Source organism: Streptomyces sp. JH002 (assembly GCF_050916115.1).
In the GTDB taxonomy this organism is placed as follows: Bacteria; Actinomycetota; Actinomycetes; order Streptomycetales; family Streptomycetaceae; genus Streptomyces; species Streptomyces xiamenensis.
The window spans coordinates 1,541,665-1,561,106 of record NZ_CP087989.1 but is presented as its reverse complement, the minus strand read 5'-3'; the positions used below and the strand labels follow the sequence as shown (position 1 = coordinate 1,561,106).

Below are 19,442 nucleotides of genomic sequence, written 5' to 3'. Positions count from 1 at the left end.
ACCCGCGCTCCCGCGACGGACGCCGCCACCCCCGCGCCCGGCCCGGTGCGCGCCGGCCGGCGCCGCCGTACCCGGTCTCCCGCGCCACACCGGGAGGTGCCGGCGATGACGCTCGGACGGCATTTCATGGTGCGGATCGGCGGGTTGCCCGTCGCGAGCGTGCGGGGGCTGCGCGCTCCCGCGTCGCGCGCGTGGGCGGACGAGGTGCTGGAGCGCACCGAGCGGCTCACCGCCCAGGGCGAGCGGATCGGTGATCTGCTGCACGGCCTGGTCGCGCGGACCGGAACGCAGGACGGCGGCGCCCGGCGTACCCTGCTGCGGCTGCGGCGCGAGGTGTTCAACAACCGGCTGCCGCGTGACCCCGCCGCCGATCTCGCGCTGGTCGGCGGCCTCGACCCGGCGGCCGGCCGGGCCCTGGAGTCCTGGCTCGGCGACCGGGCCGCGCTCGCCGACCGTACGGAGCGGGGCGCCGCTCTGCTGGCCGCCGAGACCGCCGCCGCACGCGCCGCGCTGCGCGAACTGGCCGCCGAGGAGCGGCTGCGCTCCGGCCTGCTGCTGGCCTCGCCCGCGCTCGACGCCCAGCTCGACGGCTATCTGCGCGCCCCCGGGGACGACAAGCGGTCCCGGAAGATCGAACGGTCGCTGCTCGCCTACCTCTACCGCACCGCCTGCAAGACCAGCCCGTTCGCCACCTTCACCGGCGTGGCCCCGGGCGAGTTCACCGACGACGACCCCACGGCCACCGACCGCACGCTGCACGCCGCCGGGCCCTGGCACAGTCACCCGCGCCTCAACGTGCTGGCCCTGGGCCGCATCGCCGAGGCCATCACCGCCGACCCGGTCCGCCGCGCCGACCTCCCGGTGGCCCTCGCCTCCGGCTGGGGCCGCGAGGAGGACCGCGTCCGCTACGTCCGCCGCTGGGTGACCGCCGGGGACGACGACACCGCCGTCACCTTCGACACCGTCAAGGACCGGCTGTTCTTCCTGCGCCGCAGCGGCGCCCTGGAGCGGATGCTCGGCCTGTTCGAGCGCCGCCCGGAACTGCGCCACGGCGAACTCGCCGCCTGGCTCGCCGAGGTCAGCGGCGCCGACGCCGCCGAGGTGGACCGTTACCTCGGCGCCCTGCTCGACGTCGGCATGGTGCAGATCCCGGCCCTGCGCACCCAGGCCCACGACACCGATCCGCTGCGCGCCTTCCAGGACTCCCTGCGCACCCTGGACCGCCCCTGGGCGGACGATGTCGCCGCCGCCCTCGACGCACCGGCCGCCGCCCTGGACCGCTACCCGGACGCGGACCCCGCCGAGCGCCGTACCCTGCTCGCCGAGCTGCGCGCCCAGCTGGCCGCCGTGCAGACCGGCCTGGGCGCCACCACCGCCCGCGTACCGCGCACCCTGCTGTACGAGGACGCCCTCGCGCCCGCCGTGCGCACCCCGCGCGCCGCCTGGGAGCAGCCCGTCGGCACCGGACTGCGTGCCGTCGAACGCGTCCTGCCCGCCTTCGACCTGACGCTGCCGCAGCGCATCACCTTCCAGGGGTTCTTCCTGGCCCGCTACGGCCGCGGCGGACGCTGCGACGATCTGCTGAAGCTCGTCCACGACTTCCACGAGGACTTCTTCGACCAGTACCTGTCGTTCGCGGCCCGCCGCACCCCCTTCGACGGGCAGGGACGCTACGTCCCCGAGCCCAACTGGCTCGGCCTGCCCGCCCTGGGCGCCCTGGACGCCGCACGCCGCGCCTTCATCGACGGCGTCCGCACACGCTGGGACCGCCATCAGGACACCGGCCCCGACGAGGACCTCGTCCTGGACGGCGCGCTCCTCGACGCGGTGGCCGACGCCCTCGGCCCCGCGGCCCGCGGCCGCCAGTACTACAGCCACCACGTCCAGCTCGCCGGCTCCCTCGCCGTCCTCAACCGCTCCTACGGCGGTCTGTCCTTCCCCTTCAGCCGCTTCACCCACGCGCTGGGCACCGGGACCACCACGGCGCTGCGCGAGCGCAACCGCGCCCTCCAGCCGCCCGGCGCCGTCTTCGCCGAGGTCACCGGCGGGCCGGTGACCTCCAACCTCAATCTGCACGCCCGGCTCACCGACCACGAGATCGTCTGCCCCGGCGAGACCAGCTCCGCCCCCGAGGAACACCGGCTCCACCTGGAGGACCTCTATCTGGAGCACGACCCCGCCACCGACCGGCTGGCGCTGCGCTCCACCCGGCTGGGCGGCACCGAGGTCATCCCGGTCTACCTGGGCTACCTCGTCCCGCTCGCCCTCCCCGAGGTGCCGCGCACCCTGCTGCTGCTGTCCCCCAGCTCCATGGCCCCGGTCGATGTGTGGGGCGGGGTCCCGGAGTCCGAGCCGCACGAGGGCGTCACCCGCCGCCCCCGGGTACGCCACGGCGAGCTGGTGCTCTCCCGCCGCCGCTGGAGCGCGCCCGCCTCCGTCCTGCCGCTGCGCGGGCCCGGCACCTGCGAGCAGGAGTGGTTCCTCGGCTGGCACCGCTGGCGGCGCCGGCACGGGCTGCCCGCGCAGACCTTCGTCACCGTCGCGGACAGCGGGGCGCGCGGCGCCACCGGCGCCAAGCCCCAGTACCTGGACGCCGACAGCCCGCTGTCGCTGGCCGCCTTCGAGGCCCTGCTGAAGTCGCCCGCGGCCCGCGCCGTCTTCCGCGAGGCGCTGCCCGGCGAGGACGCGGCCCTCACCCGTACCGAACGCGGCACGCATGTCGCCGAGCTGTCCGTGGAGACCTTCTGATGACGACACCGACGACACCCATGACCACCACCGCCGGCGGCGCCTGGCAGGCCACCCACATCCACTACGCCGCCAACCCGCGCCCCCTGCTGCTGCACTGCGTGCGCCCGCTGGTCGCCGCACTGGAGGCGGACGGGCTGCTGGCCAACTGGTTCTTCATCAACTACTGGCTGGAGGGCCCGCATGTGCGGCTGCGCCTGAAGCCGGCCGACGCCGCCGCCGAGCCCGAGGTGCGCCGCCGTACCGCCGCCGCCGTGGACGCCTTCCTCGCCGAGCGCCCCGCCCTGTACGAGGTGGACGCCGGCTTCCTCAAGGACTTCTACAACCAGCTCTTCGAGATCGAGTTCCCCGAGGACGAGCGCGGCGCCTATCTGAACCCCGAGGGCCAGATGAACCTGCGCCCCAACAACAGCCACGCGCCGATGCCCTACGAGCCGGAGTACGGCAAGTACGGCGGCCCGGCGGGGATCGAGCTGGCCGAGTGGCACTTCCGGCACTCCAGCGACCTGGTCATCGACGCGTTCCGCACCAAGAACCTGCATCTGCGCACCGTGCTGCTGGGCACCTCGGCGCAGCTGATGACGGTGATGTCGGCGGCGTTCATCCCCGGCGAGCCGGAGCTGGCCGCGTACCTCGACAACTACTACACCTTCTGGCACCGAGCGTTCCCGGGCACCGGGTTCATCGGCTCCACCGAGTACGAGCGGAAGGCCGACGAGGTCGGGCCGGAGCTGGCGCGCTGGTACTCCCGCATCCGCGCCGCGCTCGCCGCCGGGGAGCCGGAGCGGCTGCCCGGGTTCCTGGCGGGCTGGGCGACGCACTGCGTGGAGCTGCGCGAGCGGGCGCACGCGCTGGCGCTCTCCGGGGACCTGGTGTTCCGGTCCTGGGAGGGGGACCGCGAGGAGCGCGTCACCGACCCGGACGAGGCCCTGGTCCGGCTGCTCTCCCCGTACATGCACATGACCAACAACCGGCTGCATGTCACCATCCAGGACGAGGCGTACCTCTCCCACGTCCTGGGCCGCGCGCTGCGCGGATGGGTGATGACCTCATGAGCGGGGGCGCCGCCACCGCCGATTACCGGCCGGCGCTGCGCGCGGGCGTGCTGCTGAGCGACCCACTGCTCCACGGGCCCCGCACGGTCCACCTGGTGCACCACCCGGGCAGCGACCGGTCCTTCGAGATCGGCGTCCGCGAACACTTCCTGCTGGCCCGGATGGACGGCCACCGCACCCTGGAGGAACTGGGCGCGGCGTACGCGCGGGAGTACGGCCGGCGGCTCGGCGACGCCCACTGGCGGCAACTGCTCGCCCTGCTCGGCACCAAGGGCCTGCTGGCGGGCGCCCCCCAGAGCCCCGGCCCGCCCGTCGAGGAGCGCCCCGCCAACCGGCTGCTGCGCGGCTCCCTGCCGCTGGTCGCCGACGCCGACGCCACCGCCACCCGGCTGCACCGCGCCGTACGCCCGCTGCTCACCGCCCGCTGGATCGTGCCGCTGCTGGTCCTGATCGCCGCCATGGAGATCACCCTCGCCCTGCACGCCGGGGCCCTGCTGGACGGCGCCGTCACCGTCCTGCGCCATCCGGTGCTGCTGGCCGCCGTCTTCGCCCTGCTGTGGCTGAGCACCGCCGGCCACGAACTCGCCCACGGCGTCACGGCCCGCCACTACGGCGGAACGGTCGGCGAGATCGGGTTGCGCTGGCGGCTACCGATGGTGATCATGTATTGCACGGTTGACAACTACCGCTATCTGGCGACGCGTTGGCGCCGTATCCATGTCGCGGCGGCCGGGGCCGTGATGAACGCCCTGTTCCTGCTGCCCTTCTTCGTGTGGTGGCTGCTCGCCCCGGACGGCGCCACCGCCGACGCCCTGGCCGGGCTGCTGTTCCTCGGCTCCCTGCACGCCTTCACCATGCTCATCCCGCTCCCCCCACTGGACGGCTACACCATCGTCTGCCAAGCGGTCGGCGCCACCGGCCTCGCCGGCTCCAGCCGCACCTACCTCACCGCCGTCCTGCGCCGCGACCGTACGGCGCTGGCCGGCCATCCGCCGCGCGCACGCCGGGTGTACGCGGCCTACGCCGCCACCGCCCTCGCCTCCGTCGCCGCCGCGCTCGCCGTCCTCGCCCTCCTCGCCCACGCCGTCATCACCCGCTGAACCACCGAACCGCCGAACGCCGAACCGCCAGAAGGAGATCCCCCCGTGCCCACCCCCGACCCGGCCGTCGAACTGACGGACATCCACAAGAGTTACGGCGCCACACACGCCGTGGACGGCATCTCCTTCAGCATCGCCCAGGGCGAGTTCTTCGGCCTGCTCGGGCCCAACGGCGCCGGCAAGACCACCCTCATCGAGATCATGGAGGGCCTGCGGCAGGCCGACGCGGGCACCGTCACCGTACTGGGCCACCGGCCCTGGCCCCGCGACATCGCCCTGCTGCCCCGCATCGGGCTCCAGACCCAGAGCTCGGCGTTCTTCGTCCGGCTCACCGCCCACGAGCACCTGCGCACCGTGGCCGCCCTCTACCGCGCCGACCGCGCGGCGGTGGACCGTACCCTGGCCCGCGTCGGACTCACCGCACAGGCCGGCATCCGCGTCGAGGACCTCTCCGGCGGCCAGCGGCAGCGCCTGGCCATCGCCTCCGCGCTGGTCCACGACCCCGAGCTGATCTTCCTGGACGAGCCCACCGCCGCCCTCGACCCGCAGGCCCGCCGCGAACTGTGGCAGGTGCTGCGCGATCTCAAGGGCGCCGGCCGCACCATCGTCTACACCACCCACCACCTGGACGAGGCCGAGGCGCTGTGCGACCGGGTGGCCATCGTGGTGGACGGACGGATCACCGCGCTCGACACCCCCAACCGGCTGATCGCCTCGGGCTCCGCCGCCACCCGCCTGGTGGTCCCCGCCGAGCGGCTCACCCTGGAGGCGGCCGGCGCCCTGCCCGGCGTCATCTCGGCCACGCTCGACGGCGACGCCGTGGTCCTGGAGACCGCCGACGCCGGCCCGCTGCTCGCCGCCGTGGAGAAGGCCGCCGGCGGCCTGCACGGCGTGCAGACCCGTACCGCCACCCTGGAGGACGTCTACCTCCAGCTGACCAACCAGCCCTGAAGCGACGGAGTACGACACCATGAGCGCCTACGCGGCCCTGAGCGAGGCCGGCTACCGGGCCTACACCCGGGACAAGACCACCCTCTTCTTCACCTTCGCCTTCCCGCTCCTCTTCCTGGTGGTCTTCGGGCTGATCTTCAGCGGCCAGACGGTGGAGGAGAGCGGGCGCCCCTACATCTCCTACATCGCGCCCGGCGTGCTGTCCTGGGGCGTGGCCAACGCCGCCGTGTTCGGCGTCGGCTTCGTACTGATGCAGTGGCGGCGCGACGATCTGCTGCGCGTCATCCGGATGACCCCGACCCCGCTGACCACGGTGCTCGGCTCGCGCTACGTCCTGTCCATCGGCATCGGCCTCATCCAGGCGGTGCTGTTCGTCGCCGTCGCCCTGCTGCCCGCCTTCGGCCTGGAACTGGACGCCGGCTGGCCGCTGGCCGTGCCGGTCCTGGTGCTGGGCATCACGGCGTTCCTGGCGCTGGGCGTGATCGTCGGCAGCTTCGCCCGCACCCCCGAGGCGGTGGCGGCGGTCGCCAACTGCCTGATGGTGCCGATGGCGTTCCTGTCCGGCTCGTTCTTCCCGCTGGACGCGATGCCGTCCTGGATGCAGACCCTGTCGTGGATCTTCCCGCTGAAGTACCTCAACGACGGCGTCTCCGCCGCGCTCACCGGCTCCGGCGGCGGCACCGACATCGCGGTGGGCGCCGCGGGACTCGCCGTGTTCGCCGTGGTGTTCGGCGCGCTCGCCCTGAAGACCTTCCGCTGGAGCGACCGCACCTGAGAAGGGGCCACCCGCATGCGTCTCCCCACCGCCACCGCCACCCCGCTGGAAGCGGCCCGCGCCCAGCTGGCCACCGCCCTGGGCACCCCCGTGGTCCCGCTGGGCGCCGGCGACGCCCTCCAGACCGCCGGGCCCGACCCGTACGCCGCCCAGCGCCCCGCCGCCACCGTGCACCTCAGCTCCCGCGCCGTCCTGCTCGGGCCGTGGGGGCACCCCGGTACGGGCGGCGGCTGCGGCCACTGCCTGGCCATCCGCTGGCAGCGGCTGCGCTCCCGCTCCGAACGGGAGGCGCTGGAGCTGGGCTTCGACCCCGACGGGGCCACCGCCTGGCCGGTGCTCACCGAGTACGCGCTGGACGCGGTGCGGGCCGCCCGCGCGGCGCTCGCGCCCCGCGCACTGCCGCCCGGCGAACCCGCCCGCGTCACCCGCGTCGACCTGAACACCCTCGCGCTGGCCACCTTCCCGCTGCTGCCGGAACCGCTGTGCCCGCACTGCGTCCGGCCGGCCCCCGCCTCGGCAGAGCGCGCCCGGATGCGGCTGACCCCCTCACCCCGGACGGCCGGGCACCGCACCCGTCCGCTGGCCTCGTTCCCGCTGCCCGAGAACGCCCTCGCCAACCCGGTGTGCGGCGCGCTCGGCTCGCGCACCGAACTCAACCCCGTCTCCACCACCACCGCCCCCGTCTCCGGCAGCCACTTCGTGCGCGGGTACGCCGGTCTCAACGACGTCACCTGGAGCGGTCAGGCCTCGCGCTACGAGACCAGCCGCCGGCTCGCCTTCCTGGAGGGCCTGGAACGGTACGCCGGCACCCACGCGCGGCGCGGCCTCCAGCCGGTGCGCGGCTCGTACCACGACCTGCTGCGCGCCCACGGGGAGCGCCAGGTCCTGCACCCGGCGGACTGCGGCCTGTACGCCGCGTCCACCTACCGCGAGGACCCGCTGCTCTCTCCGTTCGACCCGGACCGTGAGATGCCCTGGCTGTGGGGGCACTCGCTGGGCAAGGACCACCCGGTCCTGGTGCCGGCCAGGCTGGCGCACTACGGCGCGGGGGAGCGGGCCGACAACTTCGTCTTCGAGTGCTCCAACGGCTGCGCCACCGGCGGCACCCTGACCGAGGCGATCCTGTTCGGGCTGCTGGAACTGATCGAACGCGACGCGTTCCTGGTCGCCTGGTACGGGCGGACCCGCCCGGCCCGCATCGACCTGGACAGCTGCCGCGACCCGGCGATCCGCACCGCCCTGGACCGGGCGGAGCTGCTGGGCTACGAGGTGCGGGCCTTCGACACCCGCGCCGACCTGCCGGTACCGGTCATCACGGGTCTCGCGGTACGGCGCGACGGCGGCCCCGGATACCTCTCCTTCGGCGCGGCGGCGGCACTGGACGCGGAGTCGGCGGTGGACAGCGCGCTCTCCGAGGTCCTCACCTATATCCCGCACCTGCCCTACCAGGTGGGGGAGCGGCTCACGGAACTGCGGGCGATGGCACGGGACCACACGAGGGTCGAGCATCTGAAGGACCACGCCCAGCTGTACGGCCTGCCGGAGATGGCCGGGCACGCCCAGCACTTCCTCGCCCCCGCGGCGGCCGTCCCCCTGGCGGACGCCTTCGCCGACTGGGAGGCGGTCCGGCCGCGCACCGGTGACCTGCTCGACGATCTGCACGCGCTGCGCGACGCGCTGGCCACCGCCGGGCACGACGTGATCGCCGTCGACCAGACCACCCCGGAACAGGCGGCGATCGGCCTGCACACCGTCGCCACCCTCGTCCCGGGACTGCTCCCGCTGGACTTCGGCCACCGGCGCCAGCGCGCCCCGCTGATGCCCAGACTCCACCGACTGGCGGGCACGACGGACCTCAACCCGGCCCCGCACCCCTTCCCTTAGGGACAGAGGGGTCAGGCGCGGCGGGCGACCGTGATGATCTCGACGCTTCCGTCCGTCACCGGGGAGCCGTCCCAGTCGCCGTGCTGGACGACGATCTCCAGGCCGGCCCCGGCGAGGAAGGCGGCCAGCTCCGGGCGGTCCAGGAAGCGCAGGGTGGAGTGACTGAGTTCGGGCGGGCCGCCGTCGGTCGTGTAGCTGGTGGTGAAGCTGACCGTGCCGCCGCCGACCGCCGTCACCCGGTGCTCGGAGCGGATCAGCTCCCCGCCGGGCCCGGTCACTTCGCGGCCGTGCTCGGGCGTCCAGCGCTCCCAGGCGCGGTCCGCCGGGTTCCGGGTGTCGAACGCGAACCGGCCGTCCTCGCTCAGCAGCGAGCGGATCGCCGCGAGATTCGCGCGCAGTTCGTCATCCGTGACGAAGACCTGGAAGGCATGGCCCGACATCACCACCAGATCGAACGCGCCTTCGGGCGCGGCCGTGGACAGATCGCCGTGGATCCACTCGATGTCGGTGCGGGCGCGCGCCACTTCCAGCATCCCGTGGGCCGGGTCGATCCCCGTCAGCCGCCCGGTGTGCCCCGCCTCGCGGGCCCGGTGCAGCAGCATCCCGGTGCCGCAGCCCACGTCCAGCACACTGCGTGCCGCCATCACCAGCGGGAAGTAGTAGGAGAAGTCGCCGCGCGGATCCCACGGGCAGAACAGGTCGTACAGGGCGGCGAGGCTCTCGTCCTCGAACTGTCGGTCGGCCATCGCGGCAGTCTGACCGGCGAGCCGGCCGCCGGGCAAAGGATTTACCACCACCGCGACGGCGACCGCGAGCGCGAACACGGCCCCGGCGGCGTCGGCCGCACACGCGAAAGGCGGCCCCCCGCAGGGGACCGCCGGACCGCTCGGTGCCCTGGATCAGGCGGAGCAGGAGGTGGTGCTCGTGGTGCTGGAGCAGGTGGAGGTCGAGGAGCAGGAGGTCGAACCGGCGAGCACGACCTCGGACTCGTCCGAGTAGTCCGAGATCTCGAACGTCTCCGACTCCAGCTCCAGGATCTCGTCGGCGAGGGTGGCCAGCTCGGGCTTCTTCGACATGGGAATCTCCTTCGGGGAAAGCGGGATTCGACCCCGTGGCACCGCCGGTCACGGCGGTACGCTTGGGCACCTGCTCATTCCAGCCGCACCCGCTGGCAGATGGGCCCGCCAACCGCTGTCAGTACGCTGACACCCTCTGTCGGTGGCCTGACCGGCCGCTGTGGCGCCGCAGCGCGATGATCGATGCCCCGCTGAGTGAGGAGGGAGCCGCCGTGGCCGTACCGCCCACCGTGGCGCCCGACGTGCTCCGCCCCGCGCTGGAGCTGTATCTCGCCCTGCACAGCCACCCCGAACTCTCCGGCGCCGAGCACCGCACCGCCGCGCTGTTCGCCAACTGGCTGGCCGAGGACGGCTACGCGGTCACCCAGGGCATCGGCGGCCACGGCGTGGCCGGCGTGCTCCGGCGCGGCGCGGGCCCCGTCGTCATGCTGCGCGCCGAACTCGACGCCCTGCCGGTCACCGAGGAGACCGGGCTCAAGTACGCCAGCACCGTGCCGGGCGTCATGCACGCCTGCGGCCACGACCTGCACCTGGCGGCGCTCGCCGGCGCCGCCCGCGCCCTGGCCCGTACCGACTGGCACGGCGGCACCGCCGTGATCGTCGGACAGCCGGCCGAGGAAACCCTCACCGGCGCCCGGGACATGCTCGCCGACGGCCTGTACGACCGCATCGGCGGCCCGCCCGACGCCGTACTCGCCCAGCACGCCGCGCCCTTCCCCGCCGGACACCTCGCCCACGCGGCGCCGGGCGCGCCCGTGCTGGCGGGCAGCGTCACCCTGGACGCCGTGCTGCACGGACTCGGCGGCCACGCGGGGGCCCCGCAGCTGACGGTGGACCCGGTGGTGACGGCGGCGGCCGCCGTACTGCGCCTGCAGGGCATCGTGGCGCGCGAGATCGCCCCGGCGGAGCAGGCGGTCCTGACGGTCGGCCGGCTGCGCGCCGGGGACCGCGCCAACGTGGTGCCGGACCGCGCCGAACTCGGCATCAGCCTGCGGGCGTTCGGCGAACCCGTACTGGAGCGGATGACCGCCGCCGTACGGCGCGTGCTGCGGGCCGAGAGCGAGGCGTCGGGGGCGCCGCGGCCACCTGATCTCACCGAGACCTCACGGTCACCGGTGCTGGCCCCCGACGCGGGGCTGACCGCGGCGCTGCGCGCCGCACACGGGGAGTTGTTCGGAAAGTCCAGGGTGTCCGGCCTGCCGCCGGGCACCGCGACCGAGGACTTTCCGTGGTTCGGCCCCACTGGTGCGGGCGCCGGGCTGCACGGGGGACGGGACATCCGGAGCGCGTACTGGATGCTGGGTACGGTCGGCGCCGCGCAGTGGCGCGCCGCCCTCGCCCCGGCCGGTGGGACGGATCAGCCCGTCGCACCGCCGCCCAACCACTCGCCGCGGTTCGCCCCGGACGTCCGTACCGCCCTGCCGACCGGCATCGGGGCGATGACCGGGGCGTTCCGGAGTGCTCTGCGGTACTCCCGGGAGACGGTCGGAGGCATCGAACAGCATGTTCCGTGAGCATGAGCAGCGCCGGCACGGGCGCGAACACCCCGTGCACCCCGTGGACGTCATCGCGGTGCGCCGCGACGAGCGGGCACCCGGCGGTGAGACCACCGCACTGCGGCTGCTGTGGCTGCTGCCCGCGCAACTGTCGTGTCACGCGGTGCGGGTGGAGCCGGACCGGGTACGGCTGCGGTTCGACGTGGACGCGTCGGCGGCGCGCGAGGCGGTGCGGCGGGCGCTGGCGGACACGGCGCTGCGCGGCTGGGCCCAGGAGTAGCCGGGCGGGGTACGGCCGGGTGCGGGCGCCGGGCGGGTCCGGGCGGCGCGCTAGATCCAGCCGCGCTCGCGGGCGAGCAGGGCGGCCTGCGCGCGGCTGGTGGCGCCGAGCCGGCGCATCACATCGGCGATGTAGCGGCGGTAGGTACGCACCGACACCCCCAGCCCCCGGGCGCCGGCCTCGTCCTTGCCGACCGTGCACATCAGCTGCAGGACGCGCAGTTCGCCGTCCGACAGCGGCGCGACCTCCTCGCCCGGCCGCTCCAGGCGGACCCCGATGTCCTCGGCGCCCTCCCAGGTCTTCTCGAACAGCCCGACCAGGTTGGCGACCAGCGTGGTGCCCCGGGTGAGCAGCGCGCCCCGGATGGAGTCCCACGGGTCCAGCGGCATGAGGGCGGAGTGGCCGTCGAAGACCAGCACGTGCTCGGTGACGGTGTCCGCGATCCGCATCCGCGCGCCGTGCGAGACGAGCTTGCTGAGCATGGCGGCGGTCGGCTGATGGTCCAGCGCGGCGGCGGGGACGACGGCGCGGATGCGCACGCCGCGGCGCAGCGCGCGCAGGGCCAGTGGCTCGCAGTAGGCGACACGTTCGGCGGGGACCTCGCCCATCGGCTCGGCGTACAGGACCTCTTGGCGGGTGAAGAACGCCAGGTCGTCGATGCGGTCGCGGATCTGCGGCCAGCCGTCCAACTGCTCGATGCCGCGCGGCGCGTTGTGCCGCACGGGGGTCTCCGCGCGTAGTGTGGCGAGAATATGCTGATTCTGGGTGAGCCGCTGCACCTCCTGGTACAGCTCGCGCAGCCGCAGTTCGGCGAGCCGGGCGACGGCCGTCTCGGGGGCGGCGGGGATGATACGGCCCGGGGCCGTCCCGGGTCTCAGCAGGCCGAGCCCCGCGAGCTTGTCGAGTGTGGCGCGCACGGTCTCCTCGCCGAGGTCGAGCAGCCGGTGCAGATGGCCCGGGGTGGTGTCCGGATTGCGGAGGAAATGCCGGTACACGGTCTCATCCGCCGCGGAGATTCCGAAGACCGCCATCTCGTGGGCATGCACAACTGAACCTCCTGGTGTGGGGGACATGAGGAGACCTGGTCTCAGAGTAAAGGCGCAAACTGTGACGGTGGTCGCTCAAGACCAAGAAAACTCCTGCCCGTTGGGGGCATGTGATGAACGCTCGGCGAATGGCCGGTAGCTGCCGGAACCGGCCCCGGGCCGCTCTCACGCCCCCGCCACCCCCCGGAACACACGAAAGCGGCGCCCCCTGGGAGGGGGCGCCGCTGAACGCTCACCGGACGGCCGGACCGCGCTGATCCTCACATCACCGGCCGGGCCGGGCGGTCACCGCCGGTCCTGATCGCCGTCGGGGGCGGGCTCGTGCCAGGACCCACGACGTACTCCGCTCCGGGTGGCGGAGGGGACCCGGTCAGCGTTTGAACGCGTCCTTCGCGTCCTTGAGCCGTTCACGCATCGACCGCTCGTCGCTCCCGGCGCGCTTGGCCCGCTGGTCGGCGACCTTCTCCCGGGCCCGGCCCAGCGTCTCCTTCGCCCGGCCGCTCACCTGCTCGGCCTTGGCCTTGGCCTTCTGCATGTTCGCATCCGACTTCTCGCTCACGGTGCCGCACCTCCTGTGCTGCTCGTACAGCTCGACAACGGGTACTCCCTCCCGCCTCACCTGGACCACCCGTGTTTAAACCACCCGGGAGGCCGGGGTACCCGAATGATTCCGGAGCGGATCACGAGGAGGAATGATTCATGGTTCCGATGCTGCTGGTGTTGCTGCTCGCGCTTGTCCTGTTCGGGATCGGCTTCGCCGCGAAGGTCCTGTGGTGGATCGCGGTCCTGGTGCTGATCGTGTGGCTGGCGGGCTTCATCGTCCGTCCCCTGACGGCGCACGGCCGCCGGGCGCGGTGGTACCGATGGTGACCGGACGCTGACCGAGGGTGCGGGGCGCGGCTTCGGCCGCGCGTCCCGCCCCCGGATCGGGCGGTGCGGAACGATGACCGCATGTACCAAGCGCCGCATCACGCCCAGATCGGCTATCTGGTGTGGGCCGTCCTCTTCGCCTGCCTGTTCGCGTGGGAGGCCATCGGCCTGATCAATCCCACCGACTCCTTCCCCACCCTCAGCCAGACGCTGAAAGCGGTGATGCGCCACCAGGCCGGCCGCTGGGTACTGTTCGCGGCCTGGCTCTGGTTCGGCTGGCACGCGTTCGTCCAGGGCTGGCACTTCCTGCTCCGCGGCCCGGAGCTGTAACCGGACGCCATGGCGGACTGGATCGCGATCGGCACCGTCTGTGCCGGCTACGTGCTGCTGATGATCTACCTCGCGACGGGCGTGCGGATCATCCGCGCCGATCCCCGGGCCCGGCCCCACCGCCGCCGCCCGGAACGCCACGGCCGGCGGGAATTCCTGCGCCAGGTCATCGGTACGTACGTGGGCGGCTGGCTGCTGCTCATGGTGGTGATCACCGGCTACTACGGCGGCCTGGCCCGCCACAACCCATCCTTCGTGCGGCACGCGGTCACCGGCACCCTCGCCCTGATGGGCCTCACGCTCCCGCTCTTCCTCGCCGCCTCCTGGGCCGCCACCCGCCGGACCCGCCGCCCCGCGCGCCCCGGCCGCCGCCCGCCGCCCGGGGCGGGAACCTGAGCGAAGGATGACGGGGCGGCTCGGACGTCCCGCAACACCCGGCCGCGCCCGGCTCAGCCGGGGGCGCAGCCCCTTCCCTCGCCTCCGGGGCGTGGGCCGCCGGTGGGCGCCGACCGGGCGGCACCGCCACGGGCTGCCGGCCGGCGTGAGGCGCCTCCTCCGGCGGTGGGGGTGAGCAGGCCGGCTGTGATCAGCGTGAGCCAGCGCGCCCGCGCGGCGGCTGGCTGGTCGGTGGGGGCGGTGGAGAAGAGCAGGTAGATGTCGGGCACGGTGACATCGGGTTGTATGTCACCGTCGGCCTGCCCCGATCGGATGAGCGCGGCCAGCGCCGCGGCGGATCTCTCCTCCGCCTTCGCGTCGAGCGGAGTGGCGCCGAGGGCATGGGCGGCGGCCTTCACGGCATGGTTGGTGGCGGTGGCCTCCACGACGCGCCCCAGGAACGCCGTGATCTCGTCGAGCGCCCGGCCGCCCGCCGTGACGCGTTCCAGCGCGCTTTCCGCGGCGGTGGCCACATAGGCGCTGTACTCATCGACGACGGCTCTCACCAGGTCCGTCTTCGTCGGGAAGTGGCGGTACAGGGTGCCCACCGCCACTCCCGCCGCCGCGGCGATCTCGTCCATCCCGACGCCCGGCCCGCGCGAGGTGATCTCCTCCCGGGCGGCGTCGAGGATTCTCCGGCGATTGCGGACGGCGTCCGCGCGCGGGGCTCGTGGCTGCGCCATCGGCTCTCCTGTGGACGGGGCTGTGAAGTGGACGTTTGCATCATAGTGAACCGAAGTTCATGATAGAAACTGAACGCAGGTTCATTTTGAGTTCCGGGGGGTGCGGCGCCCGATCCACCTGGCCACGCCACCCCGTGCTCCCCAAGCGAGGAGAAAGCTCGTGACCGCTCCCCTCACCTTCGATCTCGGCGGCGATCTGACCGTCAACCGACTCGGCTACGGCAGCATGTGGCTCAGCGGCCCCGGTGTGTGGGGTCAGCCCGCCGACCGGCCGGGCGCCCTGCGGATCCTTCGGGAAGCCGTGGCGCAGGGAGTCAACTTCATCGACACGGCTGATTCCTACGGCCCGCTCGTCACCGAGCGGATCATCGCGGACGCCCTCCACCCCTATCCGGCCGGCCTGGTCGTCGCGACCAAGGCGGGCACGGTACGGCCCGGCCCCAACGTCTTCGTTCCGGTGGGCCGCCCGGCCTATCTCAAGCAGCAGGTGGAACTGTCCCTGAGGCAGCTCAAGACCGACCGGATCGATCTGATCCAGCTGCACCGAGTGGACCCCGAGGTTCCGCTCGCCGAGCAGGTCGGGGCCTTCGCCGAGCTGAGGGAAGAGGGCAAGGTCCGCCACATCGGGCTCTCGGAGGTCTCGGTGGACCAGCTGAAGGAGGCACAGGCGGTCACGGAGATCGCCAGTGTCCAGAACCTCTACAACCTGGTGAACCGGCAGTCGCAGGCCGTCCTCGACTACGCCACCGACCAGGGGATCGCCTTCATTCCGTGGTTCCCGATCGCCACGGGTGAACTCGCCCGGCCCGGCAGTCCGGTCGCGGACATCGCGGCGGAACTCGGTGCCACCCCGGCCCAGGTCGCGCTGGCCTGGCTGCTGCACCGCTCCCCGGTGGTACTGCCCATCCCCGGCACCACCTCCACGGCGCATCTCGCCGAGAACCTGGGGGCCGGCAGGCTCTCCCTCACGGACAGCGACATGCGGCGTCTGAACGCGCTCGCCTGACCGCGCCGAGCGCCACGGGCGCGCCACGTCGGGGGCGCCCGTGATCCGGCCCCGCGGCCACCGGTGCGACCTTCGGTCCCTCAGGGAACCCGCTGGTCCGGGGCCTGGCGCGTCGCACGCAGAACCCGGGGGAAGCTCCCGGATTCAGGCGGCACGCCTTGTTGAAAGCCTGGAGGCCGGGGGATGCCGGCCTGGGCGGCGATGGCGGACATGGACAGGGTGGTCCCGCGCAGCAGGTCTCGGGCCCTGGCTCCGGGACGCCCGCCTCGGCATGCGGTGTCATGGCGCCCAGGCGGGACGCGGCACGGGTGCCGGGGTACGCCTCTCGGTACCGGCTCACCGTCGTGCCCACCACGTTCTCCCCGGTGCTCACCGCGCCGGGAGCGAACTGAGCGCGCGGCCCGGGCGGGTCACCGTGCCGGCACCGGGTGGTGACCTCCGCTCGCGACACGCTGGCGACACGCGCACCGGACGCGTACCGCGTGGACACCCCGCGGGCCCCGCGCTCAGCACTCGATGATGTTCACCGCGAGGCCGCCGCGCGCGGTCTCCTTGTACTTGACGCTCATGTCGGCCCCCGTCTCCTTCATCGTCTTGATCGCCTTGTCCAGCGAGACGTGGTGCCGCCCGTCCCCGCGCAGGGCCATCCGGGCCGCCGTGATCGCCTTGACCGCCGCCATGCCGTTGCGCTCGATGCACGGGATCTGCACCAGGCCGCCCACCGGGTCGCAGGTCAGGCCCAGGTTGTGCTCGATGCCGATCTCCGCCGCGTTCTCCACCTGCTCCGGCGTGCCGCCCAGCACCTCCGCCAGCCCGCCGGCCGCCATCGAGCAGGCCGAGCCGACCTCGCCCTGGCAGCCGACCTCGGCGCCCGAGATCGAGGCGTTCTCCTTGAACAGCATCCCGATCGCGCTCGCCGCCAGCAGGAAGCGCACCACCCCGTCCTCGTCCGCGCCCGGCACGAAGTCCAGGTAGTAGCGCAGCACCGCCGGGATGATCCCCGCCGCGCCATTGGTGGGGGCGGTCACCACCCGGCCGCCCGCCGCGTTCTCCTCGTTGACGGCCATCGCGTACAGCGTCACCCACTCCAGGGCCGACTCCGCCCGCGCGCCCTCCCCGCGCAGCTTGCGCGCCACGCCCGCCGCGCGCCGCCGGACCTTCAGACCGCCCGGCAGGATGCCCTCCTGGGTCAGGCCGCGCGCCACGCACGCGTCCATCACGCCCCAGATGCGCAGCAGTTCGGAGCGGATCTCCGCCTCACCGCGCCACGCCTTCTCGTTCTCCAGCATCAGCGCCGAGACCGACAGGCCGGTCTCCCGCGTCAGCCGCAGCAGTTCGTCGCCGGTGCGGAACGGGTGCCGCAGCACCGTGTCGTCCAGCCGGATCCGGTCCGCGCCCACCGCGTCCTCGTCCACGACGAAGCCGCCGCCCACCGAGTAGTACGTCTTCTCCAGGACCACGGAGCCGGCCGCGTCCAGCGCCGTCAGCCGCATGCCGTTGGCGTGGTACGGGAGCGACGTGCGCCGGTGCAGCACCAGGTCGGTGTCCGGGTCGAAGTCGATGGCGTGGCTGTCCCCTATGTCGGACCCCAGCAGCCGCAGCCGGCGCTCGGCGCGGATGTCCGCGACCCGCGCGTCGGCCCCCGCCACGTCGACCGTGTCGGGCGCGTACCCCTCAAGGCCCAGCAGCACCGCCTTCGGCGTGCCGTGTCCGTGCCCCGTGGCGCCCAGCGAACCGAACAGCTCGGCGCGTACGGCGTGCGTGGGCGCCAGCGCGCCCTCCTTCTTCAGCCGGTGCGCGAACATCCGCGCCGCCCGCATCGGGCCGACCGTGTGCGAACTGGAGGGGCCGATGCCGATGGAGAACAGATCGAAGGCGGACAGAGCCATGGGGTCCACTCCTTACAGGGGGACGGGATGGTGGGACGCGCACCCGCGCGGGCGGCGTCCCACCACGGGCCTAGCGGCCGGGGTAGAGCGGATGACGGTCGGCGAGCGCGGAGACCCGGGCCGCCAGCTTCGCGGCGGTGCCCTCGTCGTACCCGGGGAGCAGCGCCTGCGCGATGATGTCGGCGACCTCGCGGAAGTCCTCGGCGCCGAAGCCGCGGGTGGCCAGCGCCGGGGTGCCGATGCGCAGCCCGGAGGTCACCATCGGGGGACGCGGGTCGTTGGGGATCGCGTTGCGGTTGACGGTGATGCCGATGGAGTGCAGCCGGTCCTCGGCCTGCTGTCCGTCCAGCGCGGCGTCGCGCAGGTCGACCAGCACGAGGTGGACGTCGGTGCCGCCGGTCAGTACGGAGATGCCCGCGCCGGCCACGTCCGCCCCGACCAGCCGCTCGGCCAGCAGCCGGGCGCCTTCCACGGTACGGCGCTGCCGCTCGGCGAACTCCTCACCCGCGGCGATCTTGAACGCCACCGCCTTGGCGGCGATCACGTGCTCCAGCGGGCCGCCCTGCTGCCCGGGGAAGACCGCCGAGTTGATCTTCTTGGCGTGCTCCTTGCGGGAGAGGATCACACCGCCGCGCGGGCCGCCCAGGGTCTTGTGCGTGGTGGTGGTCACCACGTCCGCGTGCGGGACGGGGCTGGGGTGCAGCCCGGCGGCCACCAGGCCGGCGAAGTGCGCCATGTCCACCATCAGCAGCGCGCCGACCTCGTCGGCGATGCGGCGGAAGGCGGCGAAGTCCAGCTGCCGGGGGTACGCGGACCAGCCGGCGATGATCAGCTGCGGCCGGTGTTCGGCGGCGAGCGCCGCGACCTCGTCCATGTCGACCAGGCCGGTGTCCGGGGCGACGTGGTAGGGCACGACGTTGTACAGCCGGCCGGAGAAGTTGATCTTCATCCCGTGGGTGAGATGCCCACCGTGCGCCAGGTCCAGGCCCATGATGGTGTCGCCCGGCTTGATCAGCGCGGCCATCGCGGCGGCGTTCGCCGAGGCACCCGAGTGCGGCTGCACATTGGCCGCCTCCGCCCCGAACAGCGCCTTGACGCGGTCGCGGGCCAGGTTCTCGATGACATCGACGTGCTCACAGCCGCCGTAGTAGCGGCGCCCCGGGAGACCCTCGGCGTACTTGTTGGTGAGCACGGAGCCCTGCGCCTCGAGCGCCGCCACCGGGGCGAAGTTCTCCGAGGCGATCATCTCCAGGGTGGACTGCTGGCGGCGCAGCTCCGCGTCGACGGCGGCGGCGACCTCGGGGTCCAGCTCGTGCAGGGACTGGTTCAGTACGGACGACATGACAGCGGCTCCCCTCAGCCCTGGGTGAAGGCGGCGTAGCCGTCGGCGTCCAGCAGGTCGCCGGGCAGCTCGCCGTCGATGCGGACCTTGAACAGCCAGCCACCCTCGAAGGGGGCGGAGTTCACCAGCGCCGGATCGTCGCTCACCGCGCCGTTGATCTCGGTGACCTCACCGGTGACCGGGGAGTAGAGGTCGCTGACCGACTTGGTGGACTCCAGTTCGCCGCAGCTCTCACCGGCGGTGACCGTGTCACCGACCTCCGGGAGCTGGACGAAGACGACATCGCCCAGCGCGTCGGCGGCGTAGGCGGTGATGCCGACCGTGGCGACACCGTCCTGGACGGCCGACAGCCACTCGTGTTCCTTGCTGTAGCGCAGCTCGACAGGGTTGCTCATGGGATCGATTCTCCTCGATGGTGACAATGCGGGAGGAAAGCGGGGATGAGGGGGCGCGGCGTACGGGTGAGGGCGCGGTGC

The 19,442-nt window shown here is 73.3% G+C and carries 20 protein-coding genes; 12 read left to right on the top strand and 8 right to left on the bottom strand.

The features are described 5' to 3' along the window. Positions 1 to 105: 105 nt before the first annotated feature. From H7827_RS06625 to H7827_RS06600, 6 genes are read left to right on the top strand one after another with little or no spacing between them, the layout of a single operon-like run. Positions 106 to 2,748, top strand: coding sequence for a lantibiotic dehydratase (locus H7827_RS06625; protein WP_432743375.1), 2,643 nt, complete (start codon positions 106 to 108; stop codon positions 2,746 to 2,748). After that, a complete protein-coding gene (locus tag H7827_RS06620) occupies positions 2,748 to 3,803 on the top strand; it encodes a lantibiotic dehydratase C-terminal domain-containing protein (RefSeq protein WP_432743372.1) in 1,056 nt (351 codons plus the stop codon). Before H7827_RS06625 ends, H7827_RS06620 begins: the two co-directional genes overlap by 1 nt. After that, positions 3,785 to 4,903, top strand: coding sequence for a peptidase M50 (locus H7827_RS06615; protein WP_432743370.1), 1,119 nt, complete (start codon positions 3,785 to 3,787; stop codon positions 4,901 to 4,903). The genes H7827_RS06620 and H7827_RS06615 overlap by 19 nt, the downstream gene beginning before the upstream one ends. A gap of 45 nt (positions 4,904 to 4,948) precedes the next feature. Continuing rightward, positions 4,949 to 5,854: an ABC transporter ATP-binding protein gene (locus H7827_RS06610; protein ID WP_432743368.1), complete on the top strand. Its 906-nt coding sequence runs from the start codon at positions 4,949 to 4,951 to the stop codon at positions 5,852 to 5,854. 19 nt (positions 5,855 to 5,873) lie between these two features. Continuing rightward, entirely contained in the window at positions 5,874 to 6,629 is a 756-nt protein-coding gene (locus H7827_RS06605) for an ABC transporter permease (RefSeq protein WP_200363979.1), read from the top strand. 15 nt (positions 6,630 to 6,644) lie between these two features. Continuing rightward, positions 6,645 to 8,513: a TOMM precursor leader peptide-binding protein gene (locus H7827_RS06600; RefSeq protein WP_432743366.1), complete on the top strand. Its 1,869-nt coding sequence runs from the start codon at positions 6,645 to 6,647 to the stop codon at positions 8,511 to 8,513. Positions 8,514 to 8,524: 11 nt separating this feature from the next. Here the strand turns inward: H7827_RS06600 and H7827_RS06595 are convergent, their stop codons facing one another. Further along, a complete protein-coding gene (locus H7827_RS06595) occupies positions 8,525 to 9,259 on the bottom strand; it encodes a class I SAM-dependent DNA methyltransferase (protein ID WP_432743363.1) in 735 nt (244 codons plus the stop codon). A 153-nt stretch (positions 9,260 to 9,412) separates the two neighbouring features. Then, positions 9,413 to 9,589, bottom strand: coding sequence for a thiazolylpeptide-type bacteriocin (locus H7827_RS06590; RefSeq protein ID WP_030733737.1), 177 nt, complete (start codon positions 9,587 to 9,589; stop codon positions 9,413 to 9,415). Positions 9,590 to 9,765: 176 nt separating this feature from the next. On the opposite strand from H7827_RS06590, the gene H7827_RS06585 reads away from it, so the two are divergent. Together H7827_RS06585 and H7827_RS06580 are read left to right on the top strand one after the other, a co-directional pair. Continuing rightward, complete coding sequence (locus H7827_RS06585; RefSeq protein WP_432743361.1) at positions 9,766 to 11,103, top strand: amidohydrolase; 1,338 nt, start codon at positions 9,766 to 9,768, stop codon at positions 11,101 to 11,103. Continuing rightward, complete coding sequence (locus H7827_RS06580; protein ID WP_432743359.1) at positions 11,093 to 11,365, top strand: hypothetical protein; 273 nt, start codon at positions 11,093 to 11,095, stop codon at positions 11,363 to 11,365. The genes H7827_RS06585 and H7827_RS06580 overlap by 11 nt, the downstream gene beginning before the upstream one ends. 50 nt (positions 11,366 to 11,415) lie before the next feature. Here H7827_RS06580 and H7827_RS06575 read toward each other — a convergent pair whose 3' ends face one another. Both H7827_RS06575 and H7827_RS06570 read right to left on the bottom strand, forming a co-directional pair. Beyond that, positions 11,416 to 12,411: a LuxR C-terminal-related transcriptional regulator gene (locus tag H7827_RS06575; RefSeq protein ID WP_432743357.1), complete on the bottom strand. Its 996-nt coding sequence runs from the start codon at positions 12,409 to 12,411 to the stop codon at positions 11,416 to 11,418. Between the two features lie 370 nt (positions 12,412 to 12,781). Then, positions 12,782 to 12,970, bottom strand: a complete 189-nt coding sequence (locus tag H7827_RS06570) for a hypothetical protein (protein WP_030733743.1) — start codon at positions 12,968 to 12,970, stop codon at positions 12,782 to 12,784. Positions 12,971 to 13,110: 140 nt separating this feature from the next. Here H7827_RS06570 and H7827_RS06565 point away from each other — a divergent pair, with 140 nt between their 5' ends. The 3 genes from H7827_RS06565 to H7827_RS06555 all read left to right on the top strand — a co-directional run bounded on the left by H7827_RS06565 (position 13,111) and on the right by H7827_RS06555 (position 14,007). Further along, positions 13,111 to 13,281: a hypothetical protein gene (locus H7827_RS06565; protein WP_030733745.1), complete on the top strand. Its 171-nt coding sequence runs from the start codon at positions 13,111 to 13,113 to the stop codon at positions 13,279 to 13,281. 81 nt (positions 13,282 to 13,362) lie between these two features. After that, the gene (locus H7827_RS06560; protein WP_386540595.1) at positions 13,363 to 13,611 is read left to right on the top strand and encodes a DUF6186 family protein; all 249 of its coding nucleotides are present in this window, start codon (positions 13,363 to 13,365) and stop codon (positions 13,609 to 13,611) included. A 9-nt stretch (positions 13,612 to 13,620) separates the two neighbouring features. Beyond that, positions 13,621 to 14,007 carry a DUF6256 family protein gene (locus tag H7827_RS06555; RefSeq protein ID WP_432743354.1) on the top strand — a complete coding sequence of 129 codons (387 nt, stop codon included), beginning with the start codon at positions 13,621 to 13,623 and terminating at the stop codon, positions 14,005 to 14,007. 53 nt (positions 14,008 to 14,060) lie between these two features. Here the strand turns inward: H7827_RS06555 and H7827_RS06550 are convergent, their stop codons facing one another. Next, positions 14,061 to 14,729 (bottom strand): TetR/AcrR family transcriptional regulator, encoded by a 669-nt coding sequence (locus H7827_RS06550; RefSeq protein WP_432743352.1) that lies wholly within the window; start codon positions 14,727 to 14,729, stop codon positions 14,061 to 14,063. 160 nt (positions 14,730 to 14,889) lie between these two features. Between H7827_RS06550 and H7827_RS06545 the strand changes: the two genes are divergently transcribed. Continuing rightward, on the top strand, positions 14,890 to 15,735 hold the full coding sequence (locus tag H7827_RS06545; RefSeq protein ID WP_432743350.1) for an aldo/keto reductase: 846 nt from the start codon (positions 14,890 to 14,892) through the stop codon (positions 15,733 to 15,735). Positions 15,736 to 16,241: 506 nt separating this feature from the next. On the opposite strand, the gene H7827_RS06540 is transcribed toward H7827_RS06545, so the two are convergent. The 3 genes from H7827_RS06540 to gcvH form a co-directional block, all read right to left on the bottom strand. Beyond that, complete coding sequence (locus tag H7827_RS06540; RefSeq protein WP_432743348.1) at positions 16,242 to 17,624, bottom strand: L-serine ammonia-lyase; 1,383 nt, start codon at positions 17,622 to 17,624, stop codon at positions 16,242 to 16,244. Between the two features lie 70 nt (positions 17,625 to 17,694). Continuing rightward, positions 17,695 to 18,966, bottom strand: a complete 1,272-nt coding sequence (glyA, locus tag H7827_RS06535) for a serine hydroxymethyltransferase (RefSeq protein WP_432743346.1) — start codon at positions 18,964 to 18,966, stop codon at positions 17,695 to 17,697. Positions 18,967 to 18,980: 14 nt separating this feature from the next. Beyond that, positions 18,981 to 19,361 carry a glycine cleavage system protein GcvH gene (gene gcvH, locus H7827_RS06530; protein ID WP_030738786.1) on the bottom strand — a complete coding sequence of 127 codons (381 nt, stop codon included), beginning with the start codon at positions 19,359 to 19,361 and terminating at the stop codon, positions 18,981 to 18,983. Positions 19,362 to 19,442: the final 81 nt, after the last annotated feature.